This is a genomic window from Nocardioides sp. Root151, from assembly GCF_001427925.1.
Classification (GTDB): Bacteria; Actinomycetota; Actinomycetes; order Propionibacteriales; family Nocardioidaceae; genus Nocardioides.
This window is the reverse complement of the sequence record NZ_LMGG01000001.1, coordinates 221,918-242,355: the sequence shown is the minus strand read 5'-3', so window position 1 is coordinate 242,355 and position 20,438 is coordinate 221,918. Positions and strand designations below refer to the sequence as shown.

The window sequence follows — 20,438 nt, the reverse complement described above, 5'->3', positions numbered from 1 at the left end:
ACGATCACCCGCCGGAGTGGGGTCTGCCTGCCTCGGTGGTCTCCGCGGCCGTATGCCCCTGGCGGAGCCGGTCGACCTCACCTTGCAGGCGATGGTTCTCGGCCCGGAGCCGGAACACGTGCTCCACTCCGGCCAGATTCAGTCCGGCTGCGAGCAGGGTGGTGATCTCGCTGACCCGATCTAGCTCTTGATTGCTGTAGCGACGAGTCCCGCCCTCGGTGCGGTGAGGCTCAAGCAATCCCTTCTGCTCGTAAACGCGCAGCATCTGTGGGTTGACGCCGGTAACCTCTGCGGCCACCGAGATCGAGAACAGTGCACGGTTGGCACCCAGATCAACCACCACGAACCTCCCCATTGCCCGGGCGGCGGGCTGGACTGATGAAAACCGGCCCTGCGACGATCGGGACACCTGGACGCGGGCGTCCGCTTCGATTCGGCCACAACGCTATCGGCCACTGCGGAACCGAGCCCCACCCGCGCGCCCAGTCGGAAGTCGGGTCACCGTAGCCGGGCTCGCGTCCGTAAGCGGAGCCCGGGTATCGCATCCCCGGCCTGCGGGCGGATGCGGAGCCTTCAGTCACGGCATCAACCTGGGACGCCAGCCTGTACGCGGCAGCAAGAGCAGCGAACCGGGCCGCGGCCTCAGGCTCCGCCGAGACGTCGGGATGGGTAACGCGCGCGAGCCGGCGGTAGGCATGGGCCACCGCGTCCGCGTCGCTGTCCACCGGGATGCCCAGCACCTCGAACGCCTCTGTCCGTCTCCTGTCCATGCCCTACCTCCCGTCGCTGATAGCACCTTTAGAGAAGGTTGGAATTCCCTCTTGACATCTTCGCACAATGAGAGAAAATCTGAAATAGCAACAGTAGATTATCTGACGCCAACCCGGCCTCAGATCCCATGTCAGAACTGCTAGTGAGGAGGAGAACTCATGCTGATGCGAACCGATCCGTTCCGTGACTTCGACCGTCTCACCGAGGCGATGCTGGGGACTCGTGCCCGCCCGGCCGTGATGCCGATGACGGCCTACCGAGACGACGGAGCCTTCGTGGTCCACCTCGACCTCCCCGGCGCCTCGGCTGACTCCATCGATCTGACCGTGGAGCAGAACGTGCTCACCGTCCACGCCGAACGCAAGCCCCCGGCAGGTGACGCCGAGCGCGTCGTCGACGAGCGCAACTACGGCGTGTTCAGCCGCCAGCTGTTCCTGGGCGAGACCCTCGACGCCGACCAGCTCAGCGCCAACTACGACGCCGGTGTGCTGACCCTGCGGCTCCCCATCGCGGAGAAGGCCAAGCCCCGCAAGGTCGAAATCACCGCCGGGGAGTCCGCCAAGGAGATCAACGCCTAAGCATCGTCAAGTCTCGGATCGCCCGTGGCGACCTGAGCAGAGGCCAGCCGCAGCCGGCCTCCCGGTGTGTGGTCATCCTGAGATCACGAGAGGGGGTGGTCATGCCAGCACTGCCCAACACAAGCGAAACACTGCGAGGACTTGCAAGCAAGATCGTGCAGAGCGTCGCAAACGCCAGCGCAGCCCTCCGCAAAGCCCTGGCACGGCTCGTCAACAACGGAGGCGGCCAACAGGGACCCGAGCCGCGCACACGCTGACGCCCTCGGCGTCCCATCCGGGAGGACCCGCCCTCCGGTCGGGTCCTCCCGGCAACCGACGAACACTTCGGCGCACGATCCAAAGCTGGCCCATGCCCCCGGGCTCTTGAGCCTCATCCACTCGGTCCGAGCTCGAACGGAGAAATGATGTACCCAGCAAAGGACGCGCGCGAACTAGCGATCCTGCTACGGATCAGCCGCGAACTCGACGTCGTCGGAGACGTCACCGCCACCGTGGATAATCCCTCAGAACTCCTCGCCTGGGCACTGATCCTCTCCCGCCCCCAGATCCTCGCCTGGCGCGCGACCGATTCCGGACACCGCTACCTACAAGTGTCTGCCCACCGCAAGCGTGCACCCATCAGGGGCGACATCACCGCCGTTCTCGACTGTGAACGACACGCTGACTACTGGGCCGCCCTCCAACTTGACGAACTCACCCCCGGAGGCCGCCGCGAGCTCGGCACCGACGCTCTGTCCTCCGCTTGGGCCACCATGCCCCTCACCCCAGAAAGTGCCGGCCAACCCGCGCCACCCCAACCACCGAGCGCCGACTCGGCATAACCATCGAGTCGGCATAACAGCCGCTATGCCGACTTCGGCATAGCGCCTGGGCGGCGATGCGGTTCTCGGTGCGGATCCTCAAGGTGATTCGCGAGAGCGGCGTGCTGTTGGTCACCCGGATCGCGGGTCTGCTGCTGTCCGCGATCGCCGTACAGATGGTGGCCGACGCGGTCCGCGCCTTCATCGCCGGTGACGGCTAGTGGGCACCACCGGAGGTTCGCCACCCCCGACGAACCTCCGGCGACACCCACTGTGCCGGGGCGGGGGCGACTCGCCAGTCGTGGGGTCGGCATGCCTGTGCGGTACGCCGTGGCCGGTCAGGCATGATGTAGCACGATGACCACCACAACGCTCGCGATCGCCAACCAGAAGGGCGGCGTCGCCAAGACCACCACCGTCGCCTCCCTCGGCGCCGCCCTGGCCGAGCTCGGCCACCGCGTCCTGCTCGTCGACCTCGACCCGCAGGCCTGCCTGACGTTCTCCCTCGGCATCGACCCGGAGGACCTCGAGCTCTCCGTGCACCACGTGCTCACCAAGGGGCTCGACCCCACCGAGGTGATCATCGCGACCGAGGACGGCGTCGACCTGCTGCCGGCCACGATCGAGCTGGCCCGGGCCGAGGCCGACCTGCTGACCCGCACCGGCCGCGAGCACGTCATCAAGGGCGCCCTCGACGACCTCTCCGAGTCCGGCGTCGACTACGACTGGGTGCTGCTCGACTGCCCGCCGTCCCTGGGCGTGCTGACGGTCGCCGCACTGACCGCCGCGCAGGGTGTGTTGATCCCGCTCCAGTGCGAGACGCTCTCGCACCGTGGTGTCGGCCAGCTGCTCGACACCGTGCACGACGTTCGCAAGTTCACCAACCGCAAGCTCAAGGTCTGGGGCGTGCTGCCGACGCTGTTCGACGGCCGCACCAACCACTCCCGCACGGTGCTGGAGACGATCTCCGACACCTACGACCTGGCCGTCATCGAGCCGCCGATCCCGAAGACGATCAAGTTCGCCGAGGCCCCGGCCGCCGGACGCTCGATCCTCTCCACCAACCGCAGCAACAAGGGTGCGATGGCCTACCGCGAGGTGGCCGCCAACCTGGTGAAGCTGCGCAAGGACAAGTGACGCTGTCGTGAGCCGTCATCGCCTCGAACCGATCCGGCCGAGGTACGGCCGCATCCTCGCGGTGCTGGCTGCAGTGGGGGTCACCCTCGTCGCCGTACTCGGCGGCACGGGTGTGCTGCCCACCCGAGGCAGCGGTGCCGCGGCGCTGAGCAGTGCGATCCAGTCACCGTCGGCGGACCCGAGGCCCGAGCAGTCCGGGTCCGGGCAGTCGGGGTCCGGCCAGGCCGGGCTCCGTGAGGCCGACCCGGGTCGGGCCGAGCAGTCCCGGAACACCGACGTGGCCGGGCCCAAGGAGGTCTCGGACCCCCTCGTGCTCGCGGCCGACCCGACGCTGGTCCCGGCCGACTCCGGCGAGGGCAAGCGCGTGGTCTTCAGCCAGATCGACCAGCGGGTCTGGCTGATCGAGGAGGACGACACCGTCGAGCGGACCTACCTGGTCTCCGGCAGCGTCTACGACAACCTCCAGCCCGGTTCCTACGCCGTGTTCTCGCGCTCCGAGGAGGCCTGGGGCATCGACGACTCGGGCACCATGAAGTGGTTCGTGCGCTTCGCGCACGGCCCCAACGCCGCGATCGGCTTCCACGACATCCCGTACGCCGGGGGCGAGCCGCTGCAGAGCGAGAAGGAGCTCGGCACGCCGCAGTCACACGGATGCATCCGCCAGCGCACCGACGACGCGCTGGCCCTGTGGGACTTCGCCCCGATCGGCACCGACGTCGTCGTCATCTGACCGGCGCCTCCCGCACCACCACGTCCTGCGCAATGTCCTGCGCTCCGGCTGCCCGGGCGACCGCGACGCAGGACGTCCCGCACAACGTCCTGCGCACCGGTCACCGAAATGGCACCAGCCCGCCACGAGCGAACTCGTGACGGGCCGGAGAAGAGCGGCGACGTGTGTGTCAGTCGGCCTGGGTGGTGTTCGCCGCGACCGTCTCGCCGCTGCGGGTGCGACGACGGTTGCGGTTGCGCTTGCGCGGAGCAGCGGTCTTCTCGCCGCCCTCGGCCGGGGCAGCGCCCTGGCTGCCGCGACCACCGGAACGACGGTTGCGGTCACCGTCACGGGTCGACGGCTTCTTCTCGACCGGCTCCGGGTCCTTGATGCGACCCTTGGTGCCGGCCGGGATGCCCTGGTCGTGGTAGAGGTGCTCGGAGGTCGAGTAGGTCTCCTGCGGCTCCTCGAACGGGAGGCCGAGGGTCTTGTTGATGACCTTCCAGCGGGTCAGGTCGGCCCAGTCCACGAAGGTGATCGCGGTGCCGGTGGCACCCGCGCGGCCGGTGCGGCCGATGCGGTGCACGTAGGTCTTGTCGTCCTCGGGGCAGGTGTAGTTGATGACGTGCGAGACGCCGGCCACGTCGATGCCGCGGGCTGCGACGTCGGTCGCGACCAGCACCTTGATCTTGTCCTCGCGGAACTTCGTCATCGCGCGCTCACGGGAGGTCTGCTGCATGTCGCCGTGGAGCGGGCTGGCGTTGAAGCCACGCTCGGTCAGGTCGTCGGCGATGCGCTGCGACTGACGCTTGGTGCGGGTGAAGACGATGACCTTGTCGGCGTCGTCGGCCTGGAGGACGCGACCGATGATCTCGGGCTTGTCGAGGTCGTGGGCCTGGTAGATGAACTGCGCGGTGGCCGGCACCATCTGGTTGTCGGCCGCGGACTCGGCGCGGATGTTCATCGGGTGGCGCATGTGGGTGCGGGCCAGGGCGATGATCGCGGCCGGCATGGTCGCCGAGAACAGCATGGTCTGGCGGGTCTCGGGAGTCTTCGACAGCAGTCGCTCGACGTCGGGCAGGAAGCCCAGGTCGAGCATCTCGTCGGCCTCGTCGAGCACGACCGACTTCACGTGGGACAGGTCGAGTGCCTTGCGGTTGGACAGGTCGAGGAGGCGTCCCGGCGTACCGACGACCACGTCGACACCGGACTTGAGGGCGTCGAGCTGCGGGTCGTAGCCCACGCCGCCGTACACGGTGAGGACGCGGATGCCGCGGTCGCTGCCGGCCAGGTGGAGGTCGTTGGAGACCTGCAGCGCGAGCTCGCGCGTGGGGGCCACGATGAGCGCCTGGGGCTTGCCCTGGGCCATCTCGGCGTAGTCGGCGTCGTGCGCGGCGACGGTGCGCTGCAGGATCGGGATGCCGAAGGCGAGGGTCTTGCCGGTGCCGGTGCGGGCCTGGCCGATCAGGTCGGTGCCGAGCAGGGCGACGGAGAGGGTCATCTCCTGGATGGGGAACGGCTCGACGATGCCGGCGCGTTCGAGGGCGTCTGCGATCTCGGGCAGGACGCCAAGTTCTCTGAAGGTGGTCAAGAGCGTGTGTTCACTTCCGTGAGTAGGTCTGTGCGGCCGACTCCGAAGTGCGGATCTGCCGCGCACATGCGCCGGCACCTGCGTTCATCTGGACGATCCCTGGGGACCGGTCCCGGTGCGGTGCCGAGAGGGGGGCGCGAACTCGGTCGCGCCACGCAATGACCACAAGTCTATCGGTACGCTGCGGACATGACTGAATCCCCGAGCGAGGGCGAGGGCGTTGCCTTCGCCGACCCGTCGTACCGTGCCGCCGTCGTCGACCTCCTCGGAGTGATCGCGTACGGCGAGATCTCGGCCTTCGAGCGCCTCGCCGAGGACGCCAAGCTGGCGCCCACCCTCGAGGACAAGGTGGCCCTGGCGACGATGGCCAGTGCCGAGTTCGACAACGTGCTGCGCCTCCGGGACCGCCTCGAGTCCCTGGGCGCCGACCCGTTCGAGGCGATGGCCCCGTTCCGCGCGGCGGTCGACTCGTTCCACGCGCACACGGCCCCGTCGAACTGGCTGGAGGGCCTGGTCAAGGCGTACGTCGGCGACGGGCTGGCCCGCGACTTCTACGCCGAGATCGCGGCCTTCGTCGACGTGGACACCCGCGACCTGATCCTGGGCGCCCTCGAGCGCACCACCCACAGTGAGTTCGTCGTCGACCGGGTGCGGGCCGGCATCGCCGCCGACCCCCGCGTGGGCGGCCCGCTGGCCCTGTGGGGCCGCCGCCTGATGGGGGAGGCGCTCTCGCAGGCGCAGCGCGTGGCCGCCGAGCGCGACGCCCTCTCGGCCCTGCTGGCCGGGGGAGTGGACCGACCCGGCCTCGACCTGGCCGCGATCGGACGGATGTTCACCCGGCTCACCGAGCGGCACGCCGAGCGGATGGCCGAGCTCGGGCTCGCACACTGACCGTTCGCGGTCCTCTGCGCGGGCCCTTCCCGCGCGTTCCTGCCCGGCGCCGGGTGGCGGACGTCACCCGGCAATTAATTGCTTGATGAAAGCAATCGGGTCACAATAGTTGACATGGTCAAGCATCCGGAGCCCGTCGACGCGTTCGACGTGTTCAGCCACAGCCTCTTCCGGCTGCCACGCGCGCTGCGCACCACCGGCCACCTGTGGGTGCAGCTCCCGGGCAACCTGAAGCGCGCCGACGTCACGCTGCTCAAGGTGCTGGCAGACCACGGCGACTGCCGCCCCGGCTTCATCGCCGAACAGATCAACGTCGGCCCGTCGGTGATCAGCCGCCAGCTGGCGTCCCTCGACGCCGACGGACTCGTCGTACGCCGTCCCGACCCCGACGACGGCCGGGCCGAGCTGATCAGCCTGACCGCCGCGGGTGCCGAGCGGCTCACTGCCCTCCGCGCGGCCTACGTCAGCACGCTGCGCGCGCAGTTCACCGACTGGGACGAGGTCAAGGTGCTCCGGGCAGCCCGGTTGCTCGACGAGATCTCCGACCGCATCGCGTCGATCGCCGCCCAGCGTGCGGCGACCTCCGCGCACTCCACCGAGGCCGGCGCCACGCACGCCGCCACCACGAACGTCACCGAAGGACTCGCATGACCGACCGCACCGCCCGCACCGAGCCGAACCTGAGCCACAAGGAGATCCTCGAGGTCCTCACCGGCCTCATGTCGATGCTCTTCGTGGCCATGGTCAGCTCCACGATCGTCAGCACCGCGCTGCCGACGATCATCGGCGACCTGCACGGCAACCAGACGCAGTACACCTGGGTCGTCACCACCACCCTGCTGGCGATGACGGTGTCGAGCCCGATCTGGTCCAAGCTCTCCGACCTGTTCGACAAGAAGCTGCTCGTCCAGGTCTCCGGAGTCGTTTTCCTGCTCGGTTCGCTGGCCGCCGGGTTCGCCCAGAACGTGCCGCAGCTGCTCGGCGCCCGTGCCCTCCAGGGCCTCGGCGTCGGCGGGCTGATGGCGCTTTCCCAGGCCATCATGGGCTCCATCATCCCGCCCCGCGAACGCGGCCGCTACAGCGGTTACATGGCCGCCGTGATGGCCGTCGCCACCGTCTCGGGCCCGCTCATCGGCGGACTCCTGGTCGACACCGTCGGCTGGCGCTGGTGCTTCTGGGCCGCCGTACCCATCTCGATCCTCGGCCTGGGCATGCTGCAGAAGTTCCTCCACCTGCAGCAGGTCCGCCGCTCGGTGCAGATCGACTGGTGGGGTGCCGGCCTGATCTCGGTGGCCGCCAGCCTGCCGCTGGTCTGGGTGTCGTTCGCCGGCAAGAACTTCGACTGGGTCTCGCGTGAGAGCCTCTACTTCCTGGTGCCCGCGGCCGTCGCCGTACTCGCCCTGATCCGGGTCGAGTCGCGCCACCCCGAGCCGCTGATCCCGCCGAAGATCCTGCTCGAGAGGACCACCACGCTCGCGGTCTTCGCCAGCATCGCGGTCGGCATCGCCCAGTTCGGCACGTCGGTGTTCCTGAGCCAGTTCTTCCAGGTGGCACAGGGCTTCACGCCCACCGAGGCCGGACTGCTGATGCTGCCGCTGATCCTGGGCAGCATGGTCGGCGCCACGGTCTCCGGCCAGCTGATCACCCGCACCGGCATCTGGAAGCCCTATCTGCTGACCGGCACGGTCATGCTGATCGCGGGCCTGATGCTGATGGGCCTGACCGACCACACCACCCCGATCTGGCACCTGTCGATCTACATGATCCTGATGGGCCTCGGCCAGGGTTCGCTGATGCAGAACCTCGTGCTCGTCGTCCAGAACACGGTCGACGTACGCGACATCGGCGCGGCCAGCGGCGTGGTCAGCTTCTTCCGCTCGCTCGGCGGGACGATCGGCATCGCCGTGCTCGGCGCGATCCTCTCGACCCGGGTCAGCGACCACATCGCCACCGGGCTCCGGGGCGAGGGCCTGCCGGTCCCCGACGACACCACCGGCGGCGGCACGCTCGACCTCGACGCGCTGCCGGAGCCGATCCTGACCATCGTGCGGCACGCGTACGGCGACAGCACCGGCTACATCTTCGTGGTCGCCGGGTTCGTCACCTTGGTCACGCTGGTCGCCGTCTGGCGGATGCCGCACACCGAGCTGCGCACCACGGTCGCCAAGCAGGACAAGGACGACCCGCTCTCGCTCGAGAACGCGATCGACTGACCGACCCACGCGTTACTGCTGGTGGGGCGGGGGTCAGGGGCGGCGGCGGCCGGTGAACCCGGCGGCGATGATGACCAGGATCGCCGCGACGGCGACCTGCCAGCCGTGTCGCCACCAGTCGACGCCGGGGGTGGCCTGCGGGAAGAACTGCCCGTAGGCCCACGACCCGATCACGGCACCGGCGATGCCGCAGATGATGGTGAGCCAGAGCGGGATGTTGTCGCGGTCGCCGGGGGCGACCGCCTTGCCGAACAGCCCGATCACGGTGCCGCCGATCAGGGCCCAGAGTGTCTCGGTGACCATGGCTGCCTCTCGTGCCAGGAAGCTCCGGTCAGGAGCGGAACCCGACCTGGCCGGCGACGCCGGTGCCGATCTCGACGTACGCGAGGCGAGCGGCCGGCACGATCACGCGGCGGCCCTTGGTGTCGGTGAGCGCGACCACGCCATCGGCGGCGACGGCGTCCGAGATGGTCTTCTCGACGGTGTCGATGTCTGAATCGACCTCGAAGACGAGTTCGCGTGGGGCGTGCTGGATACCGATCTTGACCTCCATGGCGGGGCCTTCCTCTCTGTGGCGTGCTTGCGGGGGTGCTGGCTCAGTCAATCAGTCAGGCGGTCAGTCCTGGAGCGGGTAACCGCGGATGCCGCGCCACGCCAGGCCGGCGATCAGGCTGGCGGCGTCCTCGCGGTCGATGCTCGAGGAGTCGGTGAGCCAGTAGCGGGCGCTCACCTGCGCCATGCCGACCAGGGACACGGCGAGCAGGTGCGAAGCCTCGTCGGGGAGTGCGGTGTCCTCGTGGATCACGCCGGCGATCATCTCGGCGCACTCGCGGGTGACCCGCTCGACCTGGTCGCGGACGGCGGGCTCGTTGGTCAGGTCGGACTCGAAGACCAGGCGGAACGCGCCGGTCTCGGAGGAGACGTACTCGAAGAAGGCGGCCATCGTCGCGCCGACGCGCAGCTTGTTGTCGTCGGTGGACTCCAGTGCGGCGCGACAGTTGGCGATGATCGTCTCGCACGACGTGTCGAGCAGGGCGAGGTATAGGTCGAGCTTGCCGGGAAAGTGCTGGTAGAGCACGGGCTTGGACACACCGGCGCGATCGGCGATCTCGTCCATGGCCGCCGCGTGGTAGCCCTGGGCCACGAACACCTCGAGCGCCGCACCGAGAAGCTGCGCGCGACGCGCCTTGCGCGGCATGCGTCCGCCGCGGGGTCGAACCTCGCCCAGTTCGTCGTGCCCACTGCTCAATGCATGCTCCTCGTTCCGGTGCGGTGGCGGTACCTGCCCGCCGACGGAAGCCTACCCGTACTCATGAGTTCGGCCCCGCCCGCCCGGTGGATTCCGGGCAGACGGGGCCGACACCATGGATCGGCTCAGGTCACGGGTTGTCGACCTGCACCGTCAGTACGTCGCCCTGCTGTGCGGTCACCGTCGCGGTGACCCCGACCCCGGCCACCTTCACGGAGTTCTGCGGGTTCGCAGCGCTCCAGTAGGCCTCGGGGTTGCTGTCGTCGAACGTGGCGATGCCCGGCGAGGACGGCGCACACGCTTCGTACGTCGTACCGTCGGCTCCCTGCTTGTGCAGGCACACGTCGTCGGTGGCCTGCAGCCCGAACGTCGCGTCGAACGGCTGGCGACGGTTGCTCGGCATGGTGCCGTCACCGAACGTCATCGGCGTCGGACGTGCGTCCACCGGCAAGGCATAGCCCGCGCCCGGGTGGGCTGAGACGTTGTTGTCGGTGTACCGGTTGTCGACCAGCCACACGAGCATGCCGTCCTGGAACGGGAAGTGCTCGACCCAGTTCGGGCGCGTGACGCCCTCGGAGAACTGGTAGGGACCGACCTGCAGTGTGGCGTCGTAGCCGACGTACGCACGGTTCTCGAGCAGGTAGTAACGGGTGGAGCTCTTGGTCTCCGTGCCGGTGGAGACCGACCAGCCCTTCACGGTCCAGCCGTTGTCGCCGGCCTCGGCGCCGTCGTCGAACGCGTAGGCCTTCCCGGCCTTGATCGAGACCTGGTCGATGAACGCGCCGGCCTCGTTGACGCCGCCGTCGGTCTGGTAGCGGAACCGGAACAACGAAGCCTGTCCGTTGGCCGAGTAGGCGAACTTCAGGCTGGCCCAGTCCTTCGAGTTGCCGGTGAGGGGCCTCCCGAGCTGCGTCCACGTCGCGCCGTTGTCGAGCGAGTACTCCGCGTAGAGGTAGTCGTACCCGGACTCGATCTGGTACCACGAGCTGGCGGAGACGGAGACGCGTGACGCGGCCGGCACCTCGCGGGTCAACGTGTTGTTCAGCTGGTCGCCGCGTCCGGAGTACCAGGCGTGGGCACCCTCGGGAGGCGTCGTGTAGGCGTTGGTCACCGAGGCGTCGGGCAGGTTCACCTTGATCGCCTGGTCCTGGCCGTCGTAGGTGTGCTGCGACGGGCCGAGGCCGATCGAGGCCGACTCCCCGGGACTGACCTCGGAGTAGTCGAGCCAACCCAGGTAGAGCTTCTCCTCCGGACCCATCAGGCCGGGGGTGTTGCCGATGCCGTCCGCGTCGCCGCCGTGCCCGAGCCAGGAGCCCGAGGACATCAGCGTCCAGAACGCGGTGCCGTTCTCGCCGCCGGCGGTGTCGTAGTAGTCGGGCAGGCCGAGGTCGTGGCCGAACTCGTGCGCGAAGACGCCGAGGCCGCCGTTCTCCGGCTCGACGGTGTAGTCGCCGACGAAGTACTTCGAGTCGCCGATCCGGGCGCCGCCGTACAGGTTGGGCGTGCTGCCCACGGTCGGGCCGGACACGCCGTAGTCGGTGGCGTTGACGAACCAGCGGTGCGACCAGATGGCGTCGGGGTCGGCCCCGGCCTCCTCGCCCTCGCCGGCGTGCACGGCCTGGAAGTGGTCGAGGTAGCCGTCGGCCTCGTTGAAGTCGCCGTCACCGTCGAAGTCGTAGCGGTCCCACTCGTCGAACTGCGCGAGGTAGGCGTCGATCTCCGCGGTGGTCCTGCCTGCGGCCACTTGGTCGGCGTACCACGCGTTGAGGCTGTCCTGGATGAAGGCCCACGAGCCGCCGTCGTCCTCGATCGCGTTGTCGCCGTACGACGACGCGTTGCCGGGCACCGTGACCCAGTTGCTGACCGTGTTGGTCGCGGTGTAGCGGCCGCTGGAGAGCTGGGAGTAGTAATTCTTGAACGACTCGCCGTCGCCGTTGAACATCTCCTCGTAGTGGGCCTGGTTGAAGTCCGGTGCCCAGACAGTGGAGTTGTCCAGGGCGCGGTCCGGCTCGGGAATCGCGTTGTGGAGTGGGCCGGGGGTGCGGCCGAAGCGGCCGGACCCCTCGGTGCCGAACTCGGCGAGGACCGTGAAGACCTTGTCCTCCTTCTCGACCGGGAACTCGACGAACTCGCCGTTGCCGAGGTCGACCGTGGCGCCGCCGCCGGGCTGTTTCCGGAGGGTGGCGGTGCCGTTGCTGAGCATGGCCAGCGCCTTCTGGCGCTGCTTCGTCTGCTCGCGGGTCTTGGGCCCCGGGCGGTTGTCGTGCTTGGTCTTCGCGCTCGAGTCAGATGCCTGTGGGCTGGGACTCGGTGCGGCTGTGCCGGTGGGGAGCATGGTCATGCTCAACGCCAGCGCGGCGGTTCCGGCCAGGAGGCCGGGTGCCAATTTCTTCACGTGTCTGCCTTTCGATGGGAGCATCCGTTCCTGCCGACGGCAGGAGTGCGGACGGGACCAACGATCCAAAGAGGACATTCGTCCTTTTCTTGTCGTCTACGCAAGAGGCTGGCGCAAAATTTGTTGTTTCGTCCCCGTCCGGATGACGGGACGTGACCGGGCTCGGACCCGGCCGCAGGGAACATGGACGTCGTACGTTGCGTTGCACCGGTGTCAGCACAATTGCCGTCCGAGGAGAGTCCCCGTGTCCTATCCCGCGCTCGTGGAGCCAGCCCCCGAGCTGACCATCGACGAGGTCCGCCGCTACAGCCGGCACCTGATCATTCCCGACGTCGGCATGTCCGGGCAGAAGCGCCTCAAGAACGCCAAGGTGCTCGTCATCGGCGCCGGCGGCCTCGGCTCGCCGGCGATGCTCTACCTCGCCGCCGCCGGTGTCGGCACGATCGGCATCGCGGAGTTCGACGAGGTCGACGAGTCGAACCTCCAGCGCCAGGTCATCCACGGCCAGTCCGACATCGGCCGTCCGAAGTCCGAGTCGGCGCGTGACTCCATCAAGGAGATCAACCCGCACGTCAACGTGGTCATCCACGAGGGCCGCCTCGACAACGACAACGTGCTCGGCGTCTTCGAGGGCTACGACCTGATCCTCGACGGCACCGACAACTTCGCCACGCGCTACATGGTCAACGACGCGGCGTACTTCCTGAAGATTCCCTACGTGTGGGGGTCGATCTACCGCTTCGACGGCCAGGCGTCCGTCTTCTGGCCGCACGCGGTCAAGGAGGACGGCACGTCGGCCGAGGCGCCCTGCTACCGCTGCCTCTACCCCGAGCCCCCGCCGCCGGGCATGGTCCCGTCGTGCGCCGAGGGCGGCGTCCTCGGCGTGCTCTGCGCCGCGATCGGCTCCATCCAGGTCAACGAGGGCATCAAGCTGCTCACCGGCATCGGCGACCCGCTGGTCGGCAAGCTGATGATCTACGACGCACTCGAGATGGAGTACCGCAAGCTGAAGGTCCGCAAGGACCCCAACTGCGCGCTCTGCGGCGAGAACGCCACCGTCACCGAGCTGATCGACTACGACGCGTTCTGCGGCGCGATCTCCGAGGAGGCGGCCGACGCTGCCGTCGGCTCGACGATCTCGGTGACCCAGCTCGAGCACATGATCAAGGAGAAGGAGGGCGGCGGTGCCGACTTCCTGCTCGTCGACGTCCGCGAGCCCAACGAGGCCGAGATCAACAACATCCCCGGCGCGGTGCTGATCCCGAAGGGCGAGTTCCTCAACGGCAACGCGCTCGAGCAGCTGCCCTCCGACAAGCAGATCGTGCTGCACTGCAAGTCCGGCGTCCGGTCGGCCGAGTGCTTGGCGATCGTCAAGGGTGCCGGCTACGAGAACGCCGTGCACGTCGGTGGTGGCGTGGTGGCCTGGGTCAACCAGATCGACCCCAGCCAGCCGACCTACTGACCGGTCGACCCCAGCGACCCCATGGCCCGATCGGGCCATGGGGTCGTAACCATTTCGGGCCGGGGGTCGTTGGTGCAGTGACTCCCACACACCGACTGGAGGACGCATCTCATGCGTTTCACCCCGAAGTTCACCCCGACTCGCCTGATGGTCGGCGCAGTCGCAGCAGCCAGCACCGTCGCCCTGGCGGTCACCGTGATGCCTGCTCAGGCGGCCACCTCTGCGGCCAACTCTGCGGCCACCGCCCAGGCCTGGGCCCCGGCGGAGACCGCCGTGATCCACCCCGGCGTCCAGACCTACACGTCGGGCGGCCAGTGCACCGCCAACTTCGTCTTCACCGATGACGCCGGCAACGTCTATCTCGGCCAGGCCGCCCACTGCTCGGGCACCGGCGAGGCCACCGACACCAACGGCTGCGACGCCGGGACCCTTCCACTGGGCACCAAGGTCACCTTCAACGAGGGGGGCAGCCTGATCTCCGAGGGCACCCAGGTGGGCACCGGAACGATCGCCTACAGCAGCTGGAACACGATGCACGCCGTGGGGGAGACAAACGCCAACACGTGTGCCTACAACGACCTGGCACTGGTCAAGGTGAGCGCCCCCGACGTGGCCAAGGTGAACCCGTCGGTGCCGTTCTGGGGTGGCCCGGTCGGCATCAACACCACCGGCACCGCAACCGGTGACAAGGTCTACTCCTACGGCAACTCCAGCCTGCGCGGCGGCATCACCCTGCTCTCGCCCAAGACCGGGATCAGCCTCGGCGACGACGCTGCCGACGGTGGCTGGTCGCACCCGCTCTACACGCTGACCCCCGGTGTCCCCGGTGACTCGGGCAGCGCGTTCCTCGACGCGCAGGGCAAGGCGGTCGGCACGCTCTCGACGCTCGGTCTGGCGCCGCTGCCGTTGTCGAACAACATCGGCGACCTGTCCCGCGAGCTTTCGTATGCGCAGCAGCACTCGGGGATCCCGGGCCTGCGCCTGGTCCCCGGCACCGAGCCGTTCGAGCCCGTGCTCTGACCCGCTGACCCACGTCACGGCCCCCGCCCGGCGAGCACCGGGTGGGGGCCGTGTCGTGTCCGGCCACGGAACCGCCCCTGCTCGTCGTACGTCGTACCCCCATGAATTCTCTGACGCTTCTCGGGACCCGACTGACGGTGGTGGGGGCGCTGCTCGGCGTCGTCGCGTGCACGGGGGACGAGCCCGCCTGCGCGTGCGGCGACCCCGGCCGTCCGGTCGTGACGGCCGGACAGGGAGTCGGCGCCGGCCACACGACGTACGCCGTGGTGCACGGCGGCCGGACGGCGTACGTCGTCGACCGGGAGAGCACGGTCGTCGACGAGGTGACGCTGCCCGAGCACGCGGTGATCCGGCAGGCAGTGCCGGGGACGGTCAGCTTCTTCGGGGACGACACGATCTGGAACCTCGATCTCTCCGAGGGCTCCGTCGACACGATCCACGGACTGGACGGAGACCCGTCACGGCTGGAGGACGGCCAGCGCCTGGCCGTGCGCACCGAGACGCAGGGTGATGCGTCCGACGGGTCCACCGCGTCCGACGAGCCCGGGCCGGAGGAGCTCGTCTCTGTGCAGGACGTGCTCACGGGCGACACGGAGACGGCCGATACCCTGGGCGGGGGGCCCGCCGAGGTGGTCGCCCGCACCGGTGACCTGATGGTGCTCGAACGGCACGAGGACGGGGCGTTGGTCGCCCTCCGCCTCGACAAGCCGATCGCGACGCCGGTCGAGCTGCCGACCGACGACCTCGGGGAGATCAGCTTCTCGGCGGACGGTCACACGGCCGCGACCTCCGTGGAGGGAAGCCTCCGGCTCGGCGACACCTCGGCTGAGCTGGACGGCGTCGGCCGGGAACAGGGCACGGTGCTCGGTGTCGTGGGCCGCTCGGCGCTGGTCGACCGGGGGACCGGTCTGGCGCTCGTGGGGAGGGACGGTCGCGAGAGCCCGGTGCGTGGCGCGGTCGACGGACTCGAGCTCCAGGACCCGTCGGGCCTCCTGCGTCGCGGGGACGACGAGGCGCCGGTCTGGTACCGGCTGTCCGGGACGCGCCTGACCGAGATGCGCGCGGTCCGTGGCATGCAGCTCGAGCTGGCCGACTCCGCCGGTTGGTGGTTCTCCACGGCCGGTCGCACGGCACCGTTGAGCCGCTTCCCCTTGGTCGCGGTCGCGCCCGGCACCGGCGTGGCCCGTCCGGTCGGCGGTGACCTGGCCCAGCTCGCCGCCCTCGCGGACGGTGTCGAGCACCTGGACGGGCGGTACCGGGCGGCGCCGTTCCGCAACGACAACGGCTTCACCGATCTTGCCCTGGCCGACGCCCGGACCGGCGTCGTGGTGTCCGTCGACGACGAGCAGAACCCGGTCACGATCGCCCCCGAGGGTGGACTGATCGCCTCCACCACGGTGCAGGGACCGACGATCACCACCTTCACGGGTGGGAGCCAGCGCGTGGTCCCGGTGTTCGACATCGACGAGGACTCGGAGACGTGGGACTACCGCTGGGTGCGCGGCTAGAGCATGTCCTCGCCCTAGGCTTGGGCGCGTGAATGAGGAGTACGTCGAAGCGGTGCTGCAGTACGTCGAACGCGTGCCGCGGGGACGCGTGACGACGTACGGCGCGGTGGCCGACGTCGTGGGTGAGGTCCTGGGCATCGGTGGTCCGCGCCTGGTCGGCAACGTGATGGCGATGCACGGCGGGCCGGTGCCGTGGTGGCGGGTGGTGCGCGCCGACGGGTCGTTGCCGCCGAGCCACCAGGACGAGGCACGGCAGTGCTACCTGGAGGAGAACACTCCGATGCGCCCCTCCGGGAAGGTCGACCTGAAGGCCGCCTTCTGGCAGCCCGCCTGACTCGTCGGACGGCGTGCACCCAGGAACTGGCGACGGGTCGACACGAACTGGCGACGGGTCGGCTTCAGGTGGTGCTGCGAGCCCGGGCGCGGGCGGCGAGCTGGGCCAGTGCCTGCGGGAAGATCTCGGCCGGTGGGGTCACCAGCCCGGCGCCCACCTGCCCGACGCCCGCCACCTTGCCGGCCATGCCGGTGTTGATCTGCGGCAGGATGCCGGTGCGACAGACCAGGCTCACGTCGATGCCGCTCGGCACACCCTGGAACTCGAGCACCGGGATCGACCAGCGCGGGTTCTCCCCGAGGGTGATCTCGTGCATCCGGCGCGTGGTGGCGAGGGCGTCGGGCACGCTGCCGCCGACCAGCCGCACGATGGCCGGTGCGGTCGCCATCGCGAAGCCGCCGATGCCGGCGGTCTCGGTGATCGCGGAGTCGCCGATGTCGGGGTTGGCGTCGTCGGGGCCGTAGTCACCCAGGAAGAGCCCGTCGGCGACCTGGGCCGGTCCGGTGAACCACTGGTCGCCGGTGCCCGAGGTCTGGATTCCGAACTCGGTGCCGTTGCGGGCCATCGCCACGACCATCGTGGAGCCGTCGATGCCGCGAGCCGCGTCGAGGGCGAGCTTGCAGGTCGGCATCGCCACGTTGAGGAAGAAGTGGTCGTTGCCACCGATGAAGCGCAGGGCCGCCGCGACGTCGGCGGACGGGAATCCGGAGTCGACCATCGCGGGGGACAGGTCGCGCAGCAGCATCAACGTGCCGGCCCGGTTGCGGTTGTGCGCCTCGTCGCCCATCTGGAGCATCTGGGTGAGGATGCCGGTCGCGTCGACCGGCCCACTGGTGCGCACCGCCTTCTGCAGCACCGGCCCCAGCACCGCCGACATCCAGCGCAGCCGGTCGAGGACCTCGGGGGAGTAGGCGCCGTAGCGCAACACCTTGCCGAGACCCTCGTTGAGCGAGCAGTGCGCGCGCCTGCCGGTGGCGGGGTCCTCGAGCACGAACATCCACATCGACGGCGTGACCACACCCGCCATCGGCCCGACCGTGTCGCGGTGGTGGCACGGCTCGAGGGAGACCCCCTCACCCGACTCGAACAGGGCCACGGCCTCCTCCGGGTCGTCGACCAGGCCCTCGAGCGCGGCGCCGGCCATCAGGCCACCGCGCAACGGACCGGACGTCGTCTCCCACCCGATCGGCGGACCGGCGTGCAGGAACTCGCCCCGGTGCAGGCCCAGCACCTCCGACGCCGGAGCGACGTCGACCAGCAGGGCCTGCACTCCCAGCATCGCGGCCAGTGCCTGCTCGTTGGCGGGCCTGCGCAGGGGGTCGGCGGCCACCGTGGCGAGGTCGGCCTCGGCGCCGGGCATCGGCGGCCGCCAGTCGACGCGGCTGACGGGCACGGCCTGGGCCTCGATCGCGTCGGCGAACAGCCCGGCACCGGCGCTGACGATGCGGGTGGGTGTGGTCATCGCGCGCCACCGATCAGCTCGAGGGCGCGGCGACAGGCCGCCGCGTTGGACAGGTGGACCTCGGCCCCCGCGGCCGAGAGCGCCTCCGCCTGCCGGGACAGGCCCTGGGGGTCGGAGGTGGTGCCGACCAACGCGACCACGACCGGGCACGCCGCCCGCGCGATGGCCGGCGCGAGAGACGCCGCCGGATCGTCCTCCGCACCGTGGCCGAGCACGACGTCCAGGAGCAGTACGCCGGTCCGCGGGTCGGCGGCGACCTCTGCGAGGTGCTCGAGCCTCAACGTCGGGTCGATCATCGGGTGCGCCCGCCCGGAGGTGAGGGTGTCGTCGCCGAAGTCGATCATCAGGTGGGCGTCGGCGTCGAGGTCGGGGCCGAGGGCCAGCTCGGGCGAGAAGGGAATGTTGCTCCTGATCGGGCCGATCACCTGCGTCGCCACGAGCATGGCCTCGTCGCACAGGGTCCCGCCCACGAACAGCCCGCGCAGCAGCCCACCGCCGTCCGCACGGGCCGTCGCCTCGCCCCACACGGGCCAGTCCGGGACCTCGCGTCCGAGCCTGGCCAGCACGGTCTCCGCCGCGGCAGTCAGGTCGGGTTGACCTGCGCCGAGCAGGGCGAGCTCGACCGGGGTGCCCAGCGTGGCGGCGTACTCACGGATGGTGGCGGCCACCTCGGCCGCCGGCGGCTTGGAGACGACCACGATCAGCTCGATCGCCGGGTCGTCGTCGAGACGGCGCAGCGACTCCCTCGTGGAGAGCCCTCCGACGTCGGCGGACAGGTCGCGTCCGCCGACGCCGAGGGCCGATCCAACCCCCAGGTCTGCATGGTCGAGCAGGGCCATCAGCTGTTGGCATCCGGTGCCGGAGGCGGCCACGATGCCGACAGGTCCCGGCACCACCGCGTTGGCGAATCCGAGGCCCAGTCCGCCGACGACGGCGGTTCCGCAGTCGGGGCCCATCACCAGGAGCCCGCGCGCGGTCGCCGTGCGCTTGAGCGCGACCTCCTGATCCAGGGGCACGTTGTCGCTGAAGACCATCACGTCGTGACCGGCGTCGAGTGCGTCCATCGCCTCGACGAACGCACTCGGACCGGGCACCGAGACCAGCGCCAGCACGTCACCGCCATTCGCGTCGCGGCGCAGGGCCGAACCCGTGGTGCGCGGCGGCGCCAGCTCGGCACTGCCGCCTGCCACGCGGCTCGACCCTGCCAGGGCGGCGTCCACCGCGACGAGGGTGGCGTCCAGTGCCGAGGCGTCGGACAACCGGAACGCCACCACCATGTCGTTGGCGGTGACGTCCGGAGGCGGCGCGAAGCCCATGCCGGCCAGCACGTCGAGGTTGAGGTCGGTGGCCATCGCGACCTGCGCGGCCTCGACACCGGCCCCGGCGGCGACGGTGCGACTGACCTGCAGCAGGGTCACGGAGTCGGCGTACGCGCCGCGCCTGAGCTCGACATGGGTGTGCCTCATGCGCAGCGGCTCCGTTGCGTGTCGGGGGAGGTCGCGTCGGTGCTGGCTGCCGGGGGCCCGGCCGATGACAGCGACGCGAGCGCGAGACCCACGCCCAGCAGGAGGGCGCTTCCCGACGTGTGCCCGATGCCGACCAGGTCGTCGACGGCGTTGGCGCGATCCGCCGCCGAAGCGGCCGCGGGTTCGGCGAGCACCCGCAGGAGGCGACCGAACTCGGGGAGCACCTCGCCGTGCCGGGCGCAGTCGAGGAGGGTCGCGGAGAGCGTCGTGGTGCGGTGCCGGGTCTGGGCGAGCGCGCGCGCGAACCCGGGTACGTCGACTCCAGCCGCCCAGTGCGTGGCCAGCCAGCCGCAGAGCACGTCGTCCCCGGACGGGGTGAGGCCGCTGCCTCGTCCGACCAGGTGCGCGACGGAGGCCGGGTCGGTGCGCACGAGGGCGTCCAGGGCGTGCTCCGGGAGCTCGTCGGACAGAACGGCGCGATGGCGCGCCACGTCGACCGTCGCGGCCACGCCGAGGGTGAGCCGCGGTGCCGACACGTCGACCACGCGGCCGACCCTGACCTCGGTGTCGTCGAGGAACAGCGCACCGTCGGCGACCCGCGCGGTGCGCGCCGTGGCGAGCTCCCCGATGCCGGGGGTGGCCAAACGCAGCGCGCAGGGGACGGCGGCCGCGGACGTGCCGACCACGCCGACGCACCAGCCCTCGACCTCGAGGTAGAGCGCCAGCGGACCGCGATGGAGGAACCCCACCGGGCCCCTCGCCGCGGCCAACCGCTCCCGGACCCGGGTCGGTGCCGCTGCGGGTGTGCCTGTGGAGGGCGCTGTCGCGATCACCCTCCCGACGCTAGTGGGA

The 20,438-nt window shown here is 69.9% G+C and carries 21 protein-coding genes; 11 read left to right on the top strand and 10 right to left on the bottom strand.

What is annotated here, in order from left to right; translation table 11 throughout:
* Positions 1-4 precede the first annotated feature (4 nt).
* Together ASD66_RS24000 and ASD66_RS25680 are read right to left on the bottom strand one after the other, a co-directional pair.
* Complete coding sequence (locus tag ASD66_RS24000) at positions 5-343, bottom strand: MerR family transcriptional regulator (RefSeq protein WP_235529922.1); 339 nt, start codon at positions 341-343, stop codon at positions 5-7.
* Positions 333-770, bottom strand: a complete 438-nt coding sequence (locus tag ASD66_RS25680) for a J domain-containing protein (protein WP_082563753.1) — start codon at positions 768-770, stop codon at positions 333-335. Before ASD66_RS25680 ends, ASD66_RS24000 begins: the two co-directional genes overlap by 11 nt.
* Before the next feature lie 159 nt (positions 771-929).
* Between ASD66_RS25680 and ASD66_RS01145 the strand changes: the two genes are divergently transcribed.
* The 4 genes from ASD66_RS01145 to ASD66_RS01135 all read left to right on the top strand — a co-directional run bounded on the left by ASD66_RS01145 (position 930) and on the right by ASD66_RS01135 (position 4,016).
* Complete coding sequence (locus ASD66_RS01145; RefSeq protein WP_056681207.1) at positions 930-1,349, top strand: Hsp20/alpha crystallin family protein; 420 nt, start codon at positions 930-932, stop codon at positions 1,347-1,349.
* 877 nt (positions 1,350-2,226) lie between these two features.
* The gene (locus ASD66_RS23990) at positions 2,227-2,370 is read left to right on the top strand and encodes a MarC family protein (protein ID WP_082563752.1); all 144 of its coding nucleotides are present in this window, start codon (positions 2,227-2,229) and stop codon (positions 2,368-2,370) included.
* A gap of 136 nt (positions 2,371-2,506) precedes the next feature.
* Positions 2,507-3,286, top strand: a complete 780-nt coding sequence (locus tag ASD66_RS01140; RefSeq protein ID WP_056681201.1) for a ParA family protein — start codon at positions 2,507-2,509, stop codon at positions 3,284-3,286.
* A gap of 7 nt (positions 3,287-3,293) precedes the next feature.
* On the top strand, positions 3,294-4,016 hold the full coding sequence (locus ASD66_RS01135) for a L,D-transpeptidase (RefSeq protein WP_056889805.1): 723 nt from the start codon (positions 3,294-3,296) through the stop codon (positions 4,014-4,016).
* Positions 4,017-4,185: 169 nt separating this feature from the next.
* On the opposite strand, the gene ASD66_RS01130 is transcribed toward ASD66_RS01135, so the two are convergent.
* The gene (locus ASD66_RS01130; protein WP_056681194.1) at positions 4,186-5,586 is read right to left on the bottom strand and encodes a DEAD/DEAH box helicase; all 1,401 of its coding nucleotides are present in this window, start codon (positions 5,584-5,586) and stop codon (positions 4,186-4,188) included.
* A 189-nt stretch (positions 5,587-5,775) separates the two neighbouring features.
* On the opposite strand from ASD66_RS01130, the gene ASD66_RS01125 reads away from it, so the two are divergent.
* The 3 genes from ASD66_RS01125 to ASD66_RS01115 all read left to right on the top strand — a co-directional run bounded on the left by ASD66_RS01125 (position 5,776) and on the right by ASD66_RS01115 (position 8,690).
* On the top strand, positions 5,776-6,477 hold the full coding sequence (locus tag ASD66_RS01125; protein WP_056889804.1) for a ferritin-like fold-containing protein: 702 nt from the start codon (positions 5,776-5,778) through the stop codon (positions 6,475-6,477).
* 114 nt (positions 6,478-6,591) lie between these two features.
* Positions 6,592-7,128 carry a MarR family winged helix-turn-helix transcriptional regulator gene (locus tag ASD66_RS01120; protein ID WP_056889803.1) on the top strand — a complete coding sequence of 179 codons (537 nt, stop codon included), beginning with the start codon at positions 6,592-6,594 and terminating at the stop codon, positions 7,126-7,128.
* Positions 7,125-8,690 (top strand): MDR family MFS transporter, encoded by a 1,566-nt coding sequence (locus ASD66_RS01115; protein ID WP_082599274.1) that lies wholly within the window; start codon positions 7,125-7,127, stop codon positions 8,688-8,690. Before ASD66_RS01120 ends, ASD66_RS01115 begins: the two co-directional genes overlap by 4 nt.
* Before the next feature lie 33 nt (positions 8,691-8,723).
* Here the strand turns inward: ASD66_RS01115 and ASD66_RS01110 are convergent, their stop codons facing one another.
* The 4 genes from ASD66_RS01110 to ASD66_RS01095 form a co-directional block, all read right to left on the bottom strand.
* Positions 8,724-8,993, bottom strand: coding sequence for a GlsB/YeaQ/YmgE family stress response membrane protein (locus ASD66_RS01110; protein WP_056681186.1), 270 nt, complete (start codon positions 8,991-8,993; stop codon positions 8,724-8,726).
* 28 nt (positions 8,994-9,021) lie between these two features.
* A complete protein-coding gene (locus ASD66_RS01105) occupies positions 9,022-9,243 on the bottom strand; it encodes a DUF3107 domain-containing protein (RefSeq protein ID WP_056681182.1) in 222 nt (73 codons plus the stop codon).
* A 63-nt stretch (positions 9,244-9,306) separates the two neighbouring features.
* Positions 9,307-9,888 (bottom strand): TetR/AcrR family transcriptional regulator, encoded by a 582-nt coding sequence (locus ASD66_RS01100; protein WP_056681179.1) that lies wholly within the window; start codon positions 9,886-9,888, stop codon positions 9,307-9,309.
* Positions 9,889-10,069: 181 nt separating this feature from the next.
* Positions 10,070-12,334 carry an immune inhibitor A domain-containing protein gene (locus tag ASD66_RS01095; RefSeq protein WP_200949823.1) on the bottom strand — a complete coding sequence of 755 codons (2,265 nt, stop codon included), beginning with the start codon at positions 12,332-12,334 and terminating at the stop codon, positions 10,070-10,072.
* Between the two features lie 244 nt (positions 12,335-12,578).
* On the opposite strand from ASD66_RS01095, the gene moeZ reads away from it, so the two are divergent.
* The 4 genes from moeZ (at position 12,579) to ASD66_RS01075 (ending at position 16,658) form a co-directional block, all read left to right on the top strand.
* Positions 12,579-13,796: an adenylyltransferase/sulfurtransferase MoeZ gene (gene moeZ / locus ASD66_RS01090; RefSeq protein WP_056889801.1), complete on the top strand. Its 1,218-nt coding sequence runs from the start codon at positions 12,579-12,581 to the stop codon at positions 13,794-13,796.
* 111 nt (positions 13,797-13,907) lie between these two features.
* Positions 13,908-14,816, top strand: a complete 909-nt coding sequence (locus ASD66_RS01085) for a hypothetical protein (RefSeq protein WP_200949822.1) — start codon at positions 13,908-13,910, stop codon at positions 14,814-14,816.
* Positions 14,817-14,917: 101 nt separating this feature from the next.
* The gene (locus ASD66_RS01080) at positions 14,918-16,324 is read left to right on the top strand and encodes a hypothetical protein (protein WP_156388488.1); all 1,407 of its coding nucleotides are present in this window, start codon (positions 14,918-14,920) and stop codon (positions 16,322-16,324) included.
* Positions 16,325-16,352: 28 nt separating this feature from the next.
* Positions 16,353-16,658, top strand: coding sequence for an MGMT family protein (locus ASD66_RS01075; protein ID WP_056889799.1), 306 nt, complete (start codon positions 16,353-16,355; stop codon positions 16,656-16,658).
* A 64-nt stretch (positions 16,659-16,722) separates the two neighbouring features.
* Here ASD66_RS01075 and ASD66_RS01070 read toward each other — a convergent pair whose 3' ends face one another.
* The 3 genes from ASD66_RS01070 to ASD66_RS23985 are packed head-to-tail and all read right to left on the bottom strand — an operon-like array spanning position 16,723 to position 20,419.
* The gene (locus tag ASD66_RS01070) at positions 16,723-18,120 is read right to left on the bottom strand and encodes a DUF1116 domain-containing protein (protein ID WP_056889798.1); all 1,398 of its coding nucleotides are present in this window, start codon (positions 18,118-18,120) and stop codon (positions 16,723-16,725) included.
* The gene (locus tag ASD66_RS01065) at positions 18,117-19,586 is read right to left on the bottom strand and encodes an FdrA family protein (protein ID WP_056889797.1); all 1,470 of its coding nucleotides are present in this window, start codon (positions 19,584-19,586) and stop codon (positions 18,117-18,119) included. The genes ASD66_RS01070 and ASD66_RS01065 overlap by 4 nt, the downstream gene beginning before the upstream one ends.
* Positions 19,583-20,419: a DUF2877 domain-containing protein gene (locus tag ASD66_RS23985; protein ID WP_200949821.1), complete on the bottom strand. Its 837-nt coding sequence runs from the start codon at positions 20,417-20,419 to the stop codon at positions 19,583-19,585. The genes ASD66_RS01065 and ASD66_RS23985 overlap by 4 nt, the downstream gene beginning before the upstream one ends.
* Between the last annotated feature and the right edge of the window lie 19 nt (positions 20,420-20,438).

Coding starts and splice junctions, on each gene's coding strand:
- ASD66_RS25680 (WP_082563753.1), bottom strand. CDS start 770: ATGGACAGGAGACGGACAGAGGCGTTCGAGGTGCTGGGCATCCCGGTG.
- ASD66_RS01145 (WP_056681207.1), top strand. CDS start 930: ATGCTGATGCGAACCGATCCGTTCCGTGACTTCGACCGTCTCACCGAG.
- ASD66_RS23990 (WP_082563752.1), top strand. CDS start 2,227: ATGCGGTTCTCGGTGCGGATCCTCAAGGTGATTCGCGAGAGCGGCGTG.
- ASD66_RS01140 (WP_056681201.1), top strand. CDS start 2,507: ATGACCACCACAACGCTCGCGATCGCCAACCAGAAGGGCGGCGTCGCC.
- ASD66_RS01125 (WP_056889804.1), top strand. CDS start 5,776: ATGACTGAATCCCCGAGCGAGGGCGAGGGCGTTGCCTTCGCCGACCCG.
- ASD66_RS01120 (WP_056889803.1), top strand. CDS start 6,592: ATGGTCAAGCATCCGGAGCCCGTCGACGCGTTCGACGTGTTCAGCCAC.
- ASD66_RS01115 (WP_082599274.1), top strand. CDS start 7,125: ATGACCGACCGCACCGCCCGCACCGAGCCGAACCTGAGCCACAAGGAG.
- ASD66_RS01110 (WP_056681186.1), bottom strand. CDS start 8,993: ATGGTCACCGAGACACTCTGGGCCCTGATCGGCGGCACCGTGATCGGG.
- ASD66_RS01105 (WP_056681182.1), bottom strand. CDS start 9,243: ATGGAGGTCAAGATCGGTATCCAGCACGCCCCACGCGAACTCGTCTTC.
- ASD66_RS01100 (WP_056681179.1), bottom strand. CDS start 9,888: ATGCCGCGCAAGGCGCGTCGCGCGCAGCTTCTCGGTGCGGCGCTCGAG.
- ASD66_RS01085 (WP_200949822.1), top strand. CDS start 13,908: ATGCGTTTCACCCCGAAGTTCACCCCGACTCGCCTGATGGTCGGCGCA.
- ASD66_RS01080 (WP_156388488.1), top strand. CDS start 14,918: ATGAATTCTCTGACGCTTCTCGGGACCCGACTGACGGTGGTGGGGGCG.
- ASD66_RS01070 (WP_056889798.1), bottom strand. CDS start 18,120: ATGACCACACCCACCCGCATCGTCAGCGCCGGTGCCGGGCTGTTCGCC.
- ASD66_RS01065 (WP_056889797.1), bottom strand. CDS start 19,586: ATGAGGCACACCCATGTCGAGCTCAGGCGCGGCGCGTACGCCGACTCC.